Genomic DNA, 14,273 nt, shown 5'->3' on the forward strand with positions numbered 1-14,273 from the left:
ACGCCCCGCCGGCGTACTTCACCGGAAGAACGCGCGCACCGGGCGGACGAACCACAACATCCAGACCACGACGATCGTCACGACCGCGCCCATGATCAGCAGAAGCCTGATCCACGGATTGTCGATGAACGCGAAGACGAAGAACCGCCCGACGAACTGGATCGCGAGCAGCACCGTGACGAGCACCCGGGTCCAGGGGCGGCCGCTGAAGAGCTTGACCGCCAGCCACGCGTAGAAAAGCCCGAAGCTGAGGTGGAACGCTTGCGGAACACCGATTCCGTACGGCGGCGTGAACAGCGAGAATGCGTGCTCGGCCACCAGGACGAACAACAGCACCCGAACTGCGGCAAGCCCGGCCGGCGCCAACCGGGGCGAACGTTGCTGTGCGGGGCGTAGCAGGGAATCAGCCATCGCGAACACTCTCCCTCAGGGCGCTCGGTGTCGATCGGCAAGCCGATCGTCACCCCACCCGGTTCACCGGCACATCCGGGCGATCCCCGCGCCGCCCCCAGAGACAACCCCGAGGACGCACCCCTACAGGTGCTGGTGGCACACCCGCGATCGCCTGGACTACGGGATATCGACGCGCGAGCGTGGCCGACTCGTCTGGCGCTCCTCGCCGCTGACCACCGGCCGGCGGTACTCCGGCGCGGCGGCCGATCGGCCGCCGCGCCGGAAGGCGTGGACTCGGGTCAGCTCGCGCTACAGGAGACCGTCGGCCAGGTCCAGTTGCCGTTGGCCTGGATGGTGACACCGAAATTGTTGCCGTTGCCGTTGGGCCTGGCGGTCAGTACCTGGGCGCTGGGATAGCTGGCGCTGATGTTCCAGGTGGAGAGAATCTTCGCCGGGGACGGGACGTTCATCGTCACGGTCCAGTTGCTGGAGCCGGAGACCGAGACGTTGAGGTTGTACCGGTCGCTCCACTGCTGGCCGGCGGAGAGCGACGCGCTGCAGCCACCCCCGCCGGGCGGCGGGGTGGTCGGGTTACCGCCGCCGGAGCCGCCCAGCGTGATGTTGGAGTTCCCGCTGCTCTGGTATCCCTCGGTGGCGAGAATCATGTAGTCATGACTGCCCAGGTTCATTCCATTGCGGGCCCAGGCATCAAAGTGGTTGCCCGAGGTGATGGTTCCGCCTGTCCTCTTTGACTGCCGCACACTCCAGTACTGGTAGAAGGTCCTGATGCCCTCGATGGAGGGCTGGTTGACCCGCTGCGTCTGATAGATGTCGTACGTGCCGCCATCACTGGTCACCGTGCCCTTGTAGGTGCCGGTGGGCCGGTAGGTGCCCCAGTTGTCGACGACGTAGTACTCGATGAGCGGGTTTCCCGTCCACCCGTAGAGGGTCAGATACGCGTTGCCGGACGGATTGAAACTGCCCGAGTAGCTCACGCTCCTGCGCCCGCCGGTGCTCCAGCCCTTACCGGCGACGAAATTCCCGGTGTTCTGCCAGGAGGTGCTGTAGTTCCCCCCGGCTCCCAACTCCATGGAGACCGACCCGGGACTGTCGGTCCAGAACGAATAGAAGTAACCGTTGTTGGTGCCGGTCTGATTCGAGGTCACGGCCGCCTGAGCCGGGCCGGACAGGACCGCCGAGGCCGCGACCAGCACCAGGGCGCAGGCACCGCCGACGAACAGCCTGATGCGGCCGCGGATCCGGCCTTTCGGGTGGGTGGGGGCGTCGTTCAGGTGCATGCTTCCTCCTCGTGAAGGCTGGCAGGGCGGCCAGACAGCGTGGTGCGACCCGGCAAGGCGCTCGGCGCTCGGCGGTGACGGCCACCGGGCTTCGACGTCTCACAACGCGGTGGGGGTTGGCCGGTCGCCCTGCCGTCGGCGACCGGAGGACCAGGGCGCGGGACGTGTCCTGGATCGACATCGGTCGAGGTCTGTCGATGGCGAGAGTATTGATACGACTCAGCCTGGATGTCAACGTCTTCCGGAAACATTGCGAAAACCAATCAGGGCCCCACTTGACCTTGGTACACCGTTTCCCCTGAGCAGCGACAAGGCCGAAAGATCGTCTTAAGTCGATGACCGAAGCTGCGGCCCAGGCGATCAAGATCTGATTCGGCGACGGCCGGTACTTTCCGGAAGTTGTTGACGTGCTTGAATTCTCGCTGCAATACTCCGATCCATCAAGGTCGATGCGATCCGCTCCGCTTCGGTTTCGGTTGACCTCTCCGCTCACACCCACAGGTCCGGACCGTGCTGCCCACACACCGGAGCGCGTCCGGGCCCGGTAGAAGGGGCACCAGATGAGCAATGTCTCCGCTGGCACGGTCATCCGGTCGGGGCGACTACGCGCGGCGCTGTCCGTGCTGGCCACCGCCATCGCGATGTGCGGCGTCGTCATCGCGGCCACCGCGACCCCGTCGAGCGCCGCCGCCTGCAACGGCTACGTTGGGCTCACCTTCGACGACGGTCCGACCGGCAGCACCAGCGCCCTGCTGACCGTGCTGCGCAACAACGGCGTACGGGCCACGATGTTCAACGTCGGGCAGAACGTCCAGAACAACCGGGCGGCGGCGCAGGCGCAGGTGGCCGCCGGCATGTGGGTCGGCAACCACAGTTGGAACCACGCCCACATGACGTCGATGAGTCAGGCGCAGATGCAGTCCGACCTGTCCCAGACGAGCTCGGCGATCCAGTCGGCCACGGGCAGCCGGCCGCAGCTGTTCCGGCCGCCGTACGGCGAGACCAACTCCACCCTCCAGTCCGTCGCCTCGTCACTCGGCATGCGGCAGGTGATCTGGGACGTGGATTCTCAGGACTGGAACGGCGCCAGCGTCGGCCAGATCGTGTCCAACGCCGGCCGTCTCCAGGCCGGCCAGGTCATCCTCATGCACGACGGGATCCAGAACACCCGCGACGCGATCCCACAGATCATCGCCAACCTCACCAGCCGCAACCTGTGCCCCGGCATGATCTCGCCGTCGACCGGCCGCGCGGTCGCGCCCGACGGCACGAACCCGCCGCCTGGCGGTGGCACCCCGCCACCCACAGGCGGAAGCTGCACCGCGACGGCGACGACCACCAACGTCTGGGGCGACCGGTACAACACCTCGGTGACGGTCAGCGGCGCCAACACCTGGACCGTGGTCGTGGCCACCACCGCACCGCAGAGGATCTCCACCACCTGGAACGGCAGCGCCAGCTGGGACGGCAGCGGCAACGTCCTGACCATGCGGTCCAACGGCAGCGGTAACACCTTCGGCTTCACCACGATGTTCAACGGCAACAGCAGCGCCCGACCGCAGATCCGCTCCTGCACCGCCGGCTGACAGAGGCGGGGTCGCGGCAGGTACGGCTGCTGCTCCGGACGAGGCGCGTCAGCGTAGCCGTCGGGCGGTGAACCGGGCTGGCGGCTCGGCGATCGCGTCCTGGGCCGCGATCAGCTGGATCTCCCGGGTGCCCGCCGCGAGGGTCGCCTCGAGGACGGCGAAGACGGAGGCGATGGTGCGTTCCAGCGCCGTCGCGGGTGAGCCCGTCGTCCGCAGATGCGCCAGGTACAGCGCTGCGGTGACATCACCCCCGCCGTTCGGGTTGATCGGCAGCAGGGGCGTGGTCACCGCCCAGGCGCCTTCGTCCGAGACGGCCACCACCTCCAGCGAGCCCACCGGCACGTCGCCGTGGAGCACGCTGGTGACCAGGACGTGCCGCGGCCCCGTCTCGCGCACCACGTCGACCGCGTCCAACAAGTCGGCCAGCGAGTTCGTCGTACGGCCGGCGAGGAAGTCCAGCTCGAACTGGTTCGGGGTGATGATGTCGGCGCGCGGGACGACGACGTCCCGCAGGTACTCCGGGATGCCTGCCCGGACGAACATCCCGCGGCCGGCATCGCCCATCACCGGGTCGCAGCAGTACACCGCGTCCGGGTTGGCCGCTTTGACCTTGTCCACCGCGTCGAGGATCACCGCACCCATCGCCGGGTCACCCTGGTAGCCCGACAGCACCGCGTCGGCGCTGCCGAGGGCCCCGCGGTCCGCGATGCCGGCAATCACCTCGGCCACGTCGGCCGGTGCCAGCATCGGCCCACGCCATGCGCCGTACCCGGTGTGGTTGGAGAAGTGGACCGTCAGGACCGGCCAGACCTCGTGGCCGAGCCGCTGAAGGGGGAACACGGCCGCCGAATTGCCGACGTAGCCGTAGGCGACCGACGACTGGATGGACAGGATCTTCACCGGCTCATCATGGCGGTTCCCGCTGATGCCGCACGTCCGGCCCGCCGTTTCTGTCGGGTGACCCACTCCGGTCCGTGTGCCCGGGCCGGGACAGCTCGGCGAATCGAGTCAGACGAGCGGGCCGGACGAGGACGGCACCGCGAGATCGGGCGTGCTCCAGGAACGCCACAGCCGGCTGTACCCTCCCCCGGCCTCCAGCAACTGGTCGTGCGTGCCCTGCTCGGCGACGCGCCCGTGCTCCAGGACAACGACGCGGTCCGCGGTGGCCGCCTGGCTGAGGCGGTGGGCGACGATCAGCGTGGTACGGCCCTCGGTGGCCGCCGCTGCCGCACGGTCGAGGTCCCGCGCGCCCGCGCTGCCGGCCTCCGCGGTGGCCTCGTCGAGGATCGCGACGAAGGGGTCGGCGAGGACGAGGCGAGCGAGGGCGAGCTGCTGGGCCTGGGCGGCGGTGAGGTGCCGCCCGCCCTCCCCCACGCTGGTGGCGAGGCCGTCCGGCAGGGTACGCAGCCAGGCGGTGGCGCCGACGAGGTCGAGGGCGGCGGTCATCTCGGCGTCGGTGGCGTCCGGGTCGGCGAGGCGCAGGTCATCTCGGAGCGGCCCGGCGAAGACGTGCACCTCCTGGCTGATCAGGGCGATCTCCCGACGAACGCGATGCTCGCCCAGGTGCGCCAGCGGTACGCCCCGCAGGCACACCGACCCGTCGGCGGGCGCGATGATTCCGGCGGTGATGCTGGCGAGCGTGCTCTTGCCCGCTCCGCTCGCTCCGACGAGAGCGACACGTTCCCCGGGCGCGAGACGCAGGGCGATGTCCTGCAACACGACGGGTCCGTCGTCGTAGCAGTGCCGCGCGATGACCACCTCCAGCGCCGCAGGCTCAGGCTCCCCCGTCCCCGCCGTCGCGGACGGTCCTGGGCGAGCGGGCACGGAGCCCTCGGGGGAGGCGGAGTCGGGCAGTGACGTGACGCCGACGAGCCGGGCGAGGCTTGCCCCGGCCTGCAGCACCGAATCGGACTCGAGCAGCAGCAGGCCGATCGGGTTGAACAGACGGTGGAAGTAGAGCGCGGCAGTGGTGGCCGCTCCCACGGTGGACAGGTCGTCGCGAACCAGCAGGAAGCCGGCGAGCAGCACGGCGGCGAGCCCCACGAACTCCGACCGGTTGATCCGCAGCCCGAATCGCGTGTGCAGGCCAAAGATCTCCAGCGACAGGTCGCGGGCAGTGGCAGAGCGATCGGCGATGCGAGCGACGTGGGCGTCTTCCATCCGGTACGCGCGCACGGTCGCCGCGCCGCGAAGTGCCCCGGCCATCGCCTGTGCTCGCTCGCCGGTCGCCACTCGCTCGCGGGCGTAGTACGGAACCGACCGCTTCAGGTACCAGCGCAGCGCCAACGCGTACGCCGGGGCTGCGGCCAGCCCGGCGAGGCCGAGCCGCCAGTCGAGGACGAAGAGCCCTGCCGCGGTCAGCACGATGGACAGGAGCGCGCCGAGAAAGGCAGGGCCGCTGGTGGCGATCACATTCGTCACCACGGCCACGTCGTCGCCGGCGCGTGCTATCAGGTCCCCGGTCCCGGCACGCTCCAGCGTGGCGGATGGTAGGTGCAGGGCGCGGTCGAGGACCCGCTCCCGCAGCCGCGCGAGCACGGTCTCGCCGAGGCGAGCGGCGACCGCGGCCCCGGCCGCGGTGAGCAGGCCGGCGAGCACCGCGGCGCCCGCGATCACACCGGCCCAGGCCACGATCCGTGCCGTGTCGGACCCGGCCATGACGTCGTCGACGAGCCGGCCGAGCACCCAGGGGGCGACGAGCCCGGTCGCGGCCGCGGCGACCAGCAGCGTCACGGCGACGGCGCTGAGCCCGGGCAGCCGGGCGAACTCGGCGCGGAGGGCGGCCCAGGTCTGCCGGGCGGTGGCCGTCGGCAGCAGTTGCCGGGATTCGGCACCAATCATGGTCGGCTCATCGGTCACCGCAGGACCTCCTCCCGGTAGCGGGCGTCGCTGGCGAGCAGCTGGTCGTGCGAGCCCTCGGCGATGACCCGCCCACGGTCGATCACGGCCACCCGGTGCGTGATCCGCAGCAGGGCTGGACTGTTGGTGATGAGCACGGTGCCCCGGGCCGCCGCTCCGCGAGCGGAGGCCAATCCCTCGGCGAGCAGCACCTCGGTCACGGCGTCGACCGCCGTGGTGGGGTTGTGCAGCACCAGCACCGGCGGGTCGGCGACGAGTGCCCTGGCGAGCCCGATCCGCTGTCGCTGCCCGCCGGACAGGTTCGCCCCTCGCTCGGTGAGCACGCGGTCGATGCCGTGCGGGTGCGCCGCCAGCACGTCCTCGGCCGCCGCGGCCCGCACCGCGGCGTGCAGGACGGTCTCGTCGATGCTGGCACCGGCGGCGAGATTGGCGCGCAGCGTCCCTTCGAACAACGCTACGTCATGCTGCTCGACCAGGACTGTGCTGCGCAGGGCGTCGATGTGCAGCTCCTCGGCGGGCACGCCGTCGACGTACAGCGTTCCCTGGTAGTCCTCCCGGGGCACCCGGCCGGACAGCAGCGCGACCAGCGCCTCGGCCTCGCTCGGGTCGTAGGCGAGCACGCCCAGGACCTCACCGGCGTTGACCTGTACGCAGACTCCGTCGAGCCCGGCGTACCCGACCTTGTCGAGGGCGAGCCGCGACGGGCTCGGAGCAGGCGTCCCGGCGGTACCCGGCCGGATGAGCGGCGCGGCACCGAGTATCCGGGCGACCCGGCCCGCCGACGCGCGCGCCATGGCGAACACCTGCACGCAGTACCCGAGCGTCTGCACGGGCTCGGCGATGAACTGGGCCAGCCCGACGACGGCGACGAGCTCGCCAATGGTGAGCCGGCCCTGCAGCGCGAGCCAGCCGGCGACGCCGGCGACCGTCGCGAGGAAGAGTCCGTTGACCGTGGTGGTGAGCCCGAGGTGCAGGCCCTTCGTGGTGGCGGCACGCAAGGTGACGTCGAGGGCGTGACGGCTGGCGGCCGCGTACTGACGTGCGGCGTGGTGTTGTGCGCCGATGCCGCGCAGCACGCGTAGACCGGTGACGAGGTCGACGGCGAGCGACGTCGTGGCAGCGAGAGCCTCCTGCTGCGATGCGCTGCGCCGGGTGAGCAACGGCGCCATCCGCTGCAGGGCGAAGACCACCAGAGGTACGCCGATGAGCACCCCGAGCCCGAGCGGAACGTCGACGATGAGCAGCGCGACGGCCGCGACCACGAGGGCGGTGATCGCCGCGGCGGAGAGCCCCGCGACCCGCACCACGAGCGCGGACAACTCGGCGTCGGAGGCGGTGACCGCCAGCAGATCCCCGTCCCGCATGCCGGAGCGGTGTCCGCGCGGGTCCAGGGCACTCCTGGCGATCTCGACCCGTACGGCGTGTGCCTCCTTCTCCAGGGCAGCGTATGACAGGCGGGCGCCGGATCGGTAGGCGAAGGCGAGAACGGTGAAGAGGACGGCAAGACCGGCAAGCGAGAGCACCAGCGCGCGCACATCCCCGGTGGCGACCGCGCGGTCGATGATCACGCCGATGGCGACCGGGACGAGTGCCTCGGTGGCCTGGTGGGTGCAGAGCAGCGCGGTGCCCGCCACCACCCGGCCGCGCTGGCGGCGCAGGACGCGGCGCAGCAGCACGCCACTGCTGATGTCGTCGCCTGCCATGAGGGTCAGGACCCGGCGAGCGGGGCGAGGGCGTCAGCCGGCCGGCCGGCTGACGGGATGACGTGATGGCGGCCGATCGGCAGCATCAGCGGCTTCTCCGACGTCGGATCGATGATGACCTGGCTTTCGAGGCCGAACACGGCGCGGACGCACTCCTGCGTCAGGACCTGCGCCGGCTCTCCCGCGGCGTGCAGCTTACTGGCGGCCAGCGCGATGAGGTGGTCCGCGTACCGGGCGGCCAGGTTGAGGTCGTGCAGCACCATGACGATCGTCGTTCCGCGCGTCAGGTTGAGGTCGGTGAGCAGGTCGAGGACTTCAACCTGATGGCTGACGTCGAGGAATGTCGTCGGCTCGTCGAGCAGCAACAGGTCCGTCTGCTGGGCCAGGGCCATGGCGATCCAGACCCGCTGCCGCTGGCCGCCGGAGAGCTCGTCGACCGCGCGGTCCGCGAGGTCAGCCGTCTGTGTCGCGTCCAGGGCCGCCGCCACGGCGGCGTCGTCCTCCCTGCTCCAGCGCGAGAGTACGCGCTGATGCGGATTGCGCCCGCGCCCGACGAGGTCGGCCACGGTGATCCCTTCCGGCGCCGTCGGTGACTGGGGAAGCAGGCCGAGGGTACGGGCCAGTTGCTTGGCCGGCAGCCGGTGCACCTGCTTGCCGTCGAGCAGGACGTGGCCGGCGCGGGGCGCGAGGAGGCGTGACATCGATCGCAGCAGGGTCGACTTGCCGCACGCGTTGGCGCCGACGATCGCCGTGATCTTTCCGGGCGGCACGACGAGGTCGAGCGACTCGATGACGACGCGGTCCTTGTAGCCGAGCATCAGACTCTCGACCGCGAGCGTATGAGTGGTGGTCACAGCGAGCCTCCCGCGCGGTTCGTACGGATGAGCAGGTAGATGAGGTAGGGCGCGCCGAGCACGCCGGTGACGACACCCACGGGGTAGCGCGTGTCGAAGGCGAACTGGCCGACGAAGTCCGCTACCAGCACCAGGAGGGCGCCGACCAGGGCGGACGGCAGCAGCAGCGACCCGGCCGGTCCGATGATCCGGGCGGCGATTGGCCCGGAGAGGAATGCCACGAAGGCGATCGGCCCGGTCGCCGCGGTGGCGAAGGCGATCAGACCGACGGCCGCGATGATGACCAGGATCCGGGTGCGTTCGAGGCGGACCCCGAGCGCCGCCGCGGTGTCGTCGCCCAGCTGCATCATGGCGAGGTTGCGGGCCTGGCTCAGCAGTACCGGTACCAGGGCGGCCACGGCGATGGCCACCGGAACGGCCTCCTCCCAGGTGGCGCCGTTGAGGCTGCCGGTCAGCCAGCGCAGGGCCTCCTGCAGGTCCCATTCGGCGGCCTGGGTCAGGACGTACGCAGTCAGGCTGTCGAGCATGGCGGCCATGCCGATGCCGATCAGGACGAGGCGGGTGCCGGCGACGCCGTCCTTGAACGACAGGAGGTAGATGACCAGCGCCACGGCCAGCCCGGCGACGATCGCGAAGGCGGACACGCCGGCCTCACCGAGGTGCAGCGTCACGATCGCGAAGGCGGCTGCAGCGCTCGCGCCGGAGCTGATGCCGATGAGGTCGGGGCTGGCGAGCGGGTTGCGCAGCATCGTCTGGAAGGTGACACCGCCGATCCCGAAACAGGCCCCTGCCAGGATCGCGAGGACCGCCCGCGGCAGGCGGAGCGTGCCCACCGTGAAGGAGGCCCCGGGGACGTCCTCGCCGGCAATCACCGCCAGGACGTCGGCTGGCGGATAGAAGGTGCGTCCCGCCATCAACGAGACGGCGAACGCCGCGACGACGAGGACGGCCAGCACGATGAGCACGCCGCGCCGTCGACGCGTACGGCGGACCCGGCCGTGGGTGACGGCCTCGAGAGTCGCAGTGCTCACAGCTCGCGCACCTTCTGCCGACGGACGATGTAGATGAAGAACGGGGCGCCGATCAGCGCCGTCACGATGCCCACATCGATCTCCGCTGGGCGTGCCACCACCCGTCCGACGACGTCGGCTGCGGTCAGCAACGACGCGCCGAGGAGCGCGGAGAACGGCAGCAGCCACCGGTGGTCGAGCCCGATGAGGAGGCGGCACACGTGCGGGACGACCAGGCCGACGAACCCGATGGGGCCGGCGACCGCCGTGGCGGCGCCGCACAGCAGCACGGAACCGGCACCCGCGACGCCCCACACCACGGCGACCCGCTCGCCGAGCCCCGCCGCGAGGTCGTCACCGAGCGCGAGCGAGTTCAGGGCCCGGCCCGACAGGAGGCAGATCACCAGACCCACGGCGAGGAACGGCAGGGCCTGCCGGATGCTGTCGTAGGTGGCACCGCCGACCCCGCCGATCTGCCAGGAACGGAAGTTGCCGGCGACGTCGTTGCGGGGCAGCACGAAGGCGCTGATCAGCGACGCGAGCGCGGCGGACGTGGCAGCGCCCGCGAGCGCGAGCTTGAGCGGCGTCGCGCCACCGCGTCCCAGGGAGCCGACGGCGTACACGAAGACAGCCGCGAGGCCGGCGCCGAGGATCGCCACCCAGAGGTAGCTGGTCGGCGAGGAGAGGCCGAACATGACCATTCCGGTGACGACGGCGAGCGACGCCCCCATGTTCACGCCCAGGATTCCGGGGTCGGCCAGCGGGTTGCGGGTCACGCCCTGCATCACCGCCCCGGCCAGGCCGAGCGCCGCGCCGACGATCACGGCGAGCAGGGTCCGCGGGATCCGTTTGGTGACGGCGGCCTGTTCCATGGTCTCGTCCACGCCCTGGAACGCGGCGAGGATGTCGGACCAGCCGACGTTGCGGGAACCCAGCGCGACCGATGCCGCCATGAGCGCCAGCAGCACCGCGGCCGCGACGAGAAACCACAGCAGGCGTACCCGTGCCGGACGCCGCACCACGGCGACGTCCGGCAGGGCACGCGAGTCGAGCTGGGTCATGACACCTTGTCGGCAGCCTTGGCGAGCATGGCGACGTAGTCGTTCAGCACGAACGGGATGGCCAGCGGGGTCGGGTTCGCCGCGGTGCCCAGCGGAGTGGTGCCGGAGAGCATGACCACCGAGCCGCGCTTGATCGCGGGGATCTTCGACAGCAGCGGGTCGGCTTGCGCGGCGGCGAGGAGCTTGTCGTCACCGTAGGCGACGATGACGTCTACGTCGTTGAAGACCTGGATCTGCTCGGCGCTCTGGTTCAGGCTGAACTTGTCCGTGCCGGCGGAGAGCGTGGCGATGCTGCCCGGCACCTTCAGGCCGAGGTCGGCGAAGAACTGGGCCCGGGTGTCGTGCGTCGTGTAGAAGCCGATCTTGCTCAGGTCGGTCGGGTCGACGTGCGTCATGAACATCGCCGACTTGCCCGCCAGCTGCGGGTACTTCGCGGTGGCGTCGGTCATCTGCTTCTCGAAGTCGGCGATGAGCGCGTCGCCCTCCTTCGCCAGGCCGAGGGCCTGGCTCTCCAGCTTGATGGTGTCGCGCCACGCCGTGGCCCAGGGCCCCTCGGGGTAGGCGACGACCGGAGCGATCTTGCTCAGGGTCTCGTACTCCTGCGCCGTCAGGCCCGAGTAGGCGGCAAGGATGACGTCGGGCTGGGTGTCCGCGACCGCCTCGAAGTTGATGCCGTCGTTCTCGTCGAACAGCACCGGTGCGGTCCCGCCGAGCGACTTGAGCTTCTCGGCCACCCACGGCAGGATGCCGTCGCCGTCGTCGTCGCCGAAGTTGGCCTTCGCCATTCCCACGGGAACGATGCCGAGGGCAAGCGGAACCTCGTGATTCGCCCAGGCCACGGTTGCGACCCGCTTCGGCTTCTCCTTGATGGTCGTCGTGCCGAGCGCGTGCTTGATCGTGATCGGGAACGCTGCGGTGCTGCTGCCGGCGGCGGCGTCCTCGTCCTTTGATGATCCGCCGCAGGCGGCGAGCGCCAACGTTGCGGCCAGGGCGACGACCCCGGTGAGGAAGCGGTTTTGGCGCATGGTTCTGAACTCCAGCACTAGGTAAGGGGAGGCTAAGCTAACACACCAATATGAGAGCCCTTCGTGATCAACCCCTGCGACCCAGTCGGCCACAGCGGGAGTGAGCAGACCAGGGCGATGGGGGTTCTCCGAGCGCCGAAGCGAGGCTAGGCTAGCCTAACTTCGGACCAGGGCATGGCTCACGATCCACAAAGGAGCGGCACATGACCGTCGCCACCATTCCGGTCGAGGCCGGGCTGATCAAACGCCCGATGCTCGCCGAGGTCGTCGCCAACCGGCCGCTCACACCTCATCTGCGGCGTATCACGCTGACCGGCATGGAGATCGACCGCTTCGGCTACGGCGGACCGGACCAGCTGGCGCGGATCTTCCTCGCCGCACCCGGCGCCGAACTGCACCTGCCGGACTCTGAGCAGTGGTGGCCCGCCCTGCAGGCCATGCCGGCCGAGCTGCGGCCGGTGGTTCGCAACTACACGGTCCGGCGCCTGGACGCCGGACGGCGGGAGCTGGACATCGATTTCGTGCTCCACGGCGACGGCGGACCGGCCTCGGCCTGGGCGCGTAGAGCCGCACCCGGCGACCCGATCGGCGTGCTCAGTGACGGCTCCGACTACGCCCCGCCCGTGGACACCGAGTGGCAGTTGCTCATCGGCGACGAGACCGCCATGCCGGCGATCACCGCGGCTGTCGAGGCGCTGGCGCCAGGGACCCGGGCGATCGCGCTGATCGAGGTGGGTTCCGCGGAACACGAGATCGAGGTACGCACGCCCGCCGGTGTCACGCTGACCTGGCTGCACCGCGGCGGCACACCGGCGGGCGGCAGTGATGTGGTGATCCGCACGCTGCGTGAGCTGGCGTTGCCGGCCGGCACGCCGTACGCCTTCGTGGCGGGTGAGTCCGCAATGGTCACGACCGTCCGCCGGCACCTCTGCGCCGAACGGGGCATGGCCAAGGACCGCGTCTACTTCTGCGGCTACTGGAAGGTCGCCGCACACTGAACCTTCCGCCTACGGCCGCCGTCGTCCGGCATCCGCACCCGGAGCTATTTGACCTTGCGGGTCGATCGGGCCACGATGCCCTCGTACTCCGGGTGCTTGCCCAGCCACTCGGCGAGGAACGGGCAGATCGGCACCACGGTCCGACCCTTGGCCCGCGCGTCGTCCATCACGGCACGAGCCAGGGTCGACCCGACGCCCTTGCCCTCGAACTCCGGATCAACCTCGGTGTGGGTGTAGACGATGATGGTGCCGGTCAGCTGGTAGGTGACCACCCCGGCGACCACGCCCGCCTCGTCGCGCGCCTCGAACCGCTCCCGCGTCGGCGCGTCTGTCACGGTGAACTGCACCGGACCATCCAACCACGCTGTCCAGCCGGCCAATTGGTCGGTGCGAGGGCACCGCGGACCGAAGCCCGGACCGCTGTCGACAGCGGTCCGGGGCTTCGTCGTGTCAGGGCTAGAAGTCGTCGTCGAAGGCGACGGTGCCGCTGACCCCGACCTGGTACGCCGACACCCGCCGCTCGAAGAAGTTGGACAGCTCCTGCACGTCCTGCAACTCCATGAAGGCGAACGGGTTGGCCGACCCGTAGTGCGGGGCGATGCCGAGCTGGGCGAGCCGCCGGTCGGCGACGTGCTGGAGGTACTCCCGCATGTCGGTCAGGGTCAGTCCCGGCACACCGTGGTCGAGCAGGTCCTCGGCGAACTGGACCTCGCACTCGACGGCCTCGTTGAGCATCTGGCGGACCTGGTCGGCGAGGTCGTCGTCGAACAGGTCGGGTTCCTCGCGACGGACGGTGTCGACGACGTCGAATGCGAAGGCCATGTGCATGGACTCGTCGCGGAACACCCAGTTGGTGCCGGAGGCCAGGCCGTGGAGCAGGCCACGGGAGCGCAGAAAGTAGACGTAGGCGAAGGCGCCGTAGAAGAACAACCCCTCGATGCAGGCGGCGAAGCAGATCAGGTTGAGCAGGAACGTCCGGCGGTCCTCGCGGGTCCGCAGCTCCCGAAGATCGTTCAGGGAGTCGATCCAGCGGAAGCAGAACTCGGCTTTGCGGCGGATCGAGGGGATGTTCTCGATGGCCGCGAAGGCGGCGAACCGCTCGGTCTCGTCGGGCACGTACGTGTCGAGCAGGTTGAGATAGAACTGGACGTGCACCGCCTCCTCGAACAGCTGCCGGGACAGGTAGAGGCGACCCTCGGGGCTGTTGACGTGCTGGTAGAGATTGAGCACGAGGTTGTTGGCGACGATGGTGTCGCCGGTGGCGAAGAAGGCCACCAGGCGGCTGACCAGGTGCCGCTCGGCCGGGGAGAGCTTGTCGAGGTCGGCGAGGTCGGCGTGCAGGTCGACCTCCTCGACGGTCCAGGTGTTGCGGATGGCGTCGCGGAACCGGTCGAAGAAGTGCGGGTAACGCATCGGGCGGAGGGTGAGGTCCATCCCGGGGTCGAGCAGCATGTGCGTGGTCCTCGTGTCGGTGGTGGTGTGGGCG

13 protein-coding genes are annotated in these 14,273 nt (G+C 70.0%); 2 read left to right on the forward strand and 11 right to left on the reverse strand.

Features of this window, described 5'->3' with window-relative positions; all coding sequences use genetic code 11:
• Positions 1 to 18: 18 nt before the first annotated feature.
• Together OG470_RS29775 and OG470_RS29780 are read right to left on the reverse strand one after the other, a co-directional pair.
• The gene (locus OG470_RS29775; RefSeq protein WP_328417608.1) at positions 19 to 411 is read right to left on the reverse strand and encodes a hypothetical protein; all 393 of its coding nucleotides are present in this window, start codon (positions 409 to 411) and stop codon (positions 19 to 21) included.
• Between the two features lie 281 nt (positions 412 to 692).
• On the reverse strand, positions 693 to 1,691 hold the full coding sequence (locus OG470_RS29780) for a glycoside hydrolase family 11 protein (protein WP_328417610.1): 999 nt from the start codon (positions 1,689 to 1,691) through the stop codon (positions 693 to 695).
• Between the two features lie 560 nt (positions 1,692 to 2,251).
• Here OG470_RS29780 and OG470_RS29785 point away from each other — a divergent pair.
• The gene (locus OG470_RS29785) at positions 2,252 to 3,277 is read left to right on the forward strand and encodes a polysaccharide deacetylase family protein (protein WP_328417612.1); all 1,026 of its coding nucleotides are present in this window, start codon (positions 2,252 to 2,254) and stop codon (positions 3,275 to 3,277) included.
• 48 nt (positions 3,278 to 3,325) lie between these two features.
• On the opposite strand, the gene pdxY is transcribed toward OG470_RS29785, so the two are convergent.
• The 7 genes from pdxY to OG470_RS29820 all read right to left on the reverse strand — a co-directional run bounded on the left by pdxY (position 3,326) and on the right by OG470_RS29820 (position 11,807).
• Positions 3,326 to 4,177 (reverse strand): pyridoxal kinase PdxY, encoded by an 852-nt coding sequence (gene pdxY / locus OG470_RS29790; RefSeq protein WP_328417614.1) that lies wholly within the window; start codon positions 4,175 to 4,177, stop codon positions 3,326 to 3,328.
• Between the two features lie 108 nt (positions 4,178 to 4,285).
• Positions 4,286 to 6,118: an ABC transporter ATP-binding protein gene (locus OG470_RS29795; RefSeq protein WP_328426680.1), complete on the reverse strand. Its 1,833-nt coding sequence runs from the start codon at positions 6,116 to 6,118 to the stop codon at positions 4,286 to 4,288.
• A gap of 14 nt (positions 6,119 to 6,132) precedes the next feature.
• A complete protein-coding gene (locus OG470_RS29800) occupies positions 6,133 to 7,839 on the reverse strand; it encodes an ABC transporter ATP-binding protein (RefSeq protein ID WP_328417616.1) in 1,707 nt (568 codons plus the stop codon).
• 5 nt (positions 7,840 to 7,844) lie between these two features.
• The gene (locus OG470_RS29805) at positions 7,845 to 8,693 is read right to left on the reverse strand and encodes an ABC transporter ATP-binding protein (protein ID WP_442931000.1); all 849 of its coding nucleotides are present in this window, start codon (positions 8,691 to 8,693) and stop codon (positions 7,845 to 7,847) included.
• Positions 8,690 to 9,724 carry a FecCD family ABC transporter permease gene (locus tag OG470_RS29810; protein WP_328417620.1) on the reverse strand — a complete coding sequence of 345 codons (1,035 nt, stop codon included), beginning with the start codon at positions 9,722 to 9,724 and terminating at the stop codon, positions 8,690 to 8,692. The genes OG470_RS29805 and OG470_RS29810 overlap by 4 nt, the downstream gene beginning before the upstream one ends.
• A complete protein-coding gene (locus tag OG470_RS29815; RefSeq protein WP_328417622.1) occupies positions 9,721 to 10,764 on the reverse strand; it encodes a FecCD family ABC transporter permease in 1,044 nt (347 codons plus the stop codon). The genes OG470_RS29810 and OG470_RS29815 overlap by 4 nt, the downstream gene beginning before the upstream one ends.
• Entirely contained in the window at positions 10,761 to 11,807 is a 1,047-nt protein-coding gene (locus OG470_RS29820; RefSeq protein WP_328417624.1) for an iron-siderophore ABC transporter substrate-binding protein, read from the reverse strand. Before OG470_RS29820 ends, OG470_RS29815 begins: the two co-directional genes overlap by 4 nt.
• A 185-nt stretch (positions 11,808 to 11,992) precedes the next feature.
• On the opposite strand from OG470_RS29820, the gene OG470_RS29825 reads away from it, so the two are divergent.
• Positions 11,993 to 12,787, forward strand: coding sequence for a siderophore-interacting protein (locus OG470_RS29825; protein ID WP_328417626.1), 795 nt, complete (start codon positions 11,993 to 11,995; stop codon positions 12,785 to 12,787).
• Positions 12,788 to 12,831: 44 nt separating this feature from the next.
• Here the strand turns inward: OG470_RS29825 and OG470_RS29830 are convergent, their stop codons facing one another.
• Positions 12,832 to 13,134: a GNAT family N-acetyltransferase gene (locus tag OG470_RS29830; protein WP_328417628.1), complete on the reverse strand. Its 303-nt coding sequence runs from the start codon at positions 13,132 to 13,134 to the stop codon at positions 12,832 to 12,834.
• 109 nt (positions 13,135 to 13,243) lie between these two features.
• Positions 13,244 to 14,239 carry a ribonucleotide-diphosphate reductase subunit beta gene (locus OG470_RS29835; protein WP_328426682.1) on the reverse strand — a complete coding sequence of 332 codons (996 nt, stop codon included), beginning with the start codon at positions 14,237 to 14,239 and terminating at the stop codon, positions 13,244 to 13,246.
• Positions 14,240 to 14,273 lie beyond the last annotated feature (34 nt).

The organism is Micromonospora sp. NBC_00389, from assembly GCF_036059255.1.
Classification (GTDB): Bacteria; Actinomycetota; Actinomycetes; order Mycobacteriales; family Micromonosporaceae; genus Micromonospora.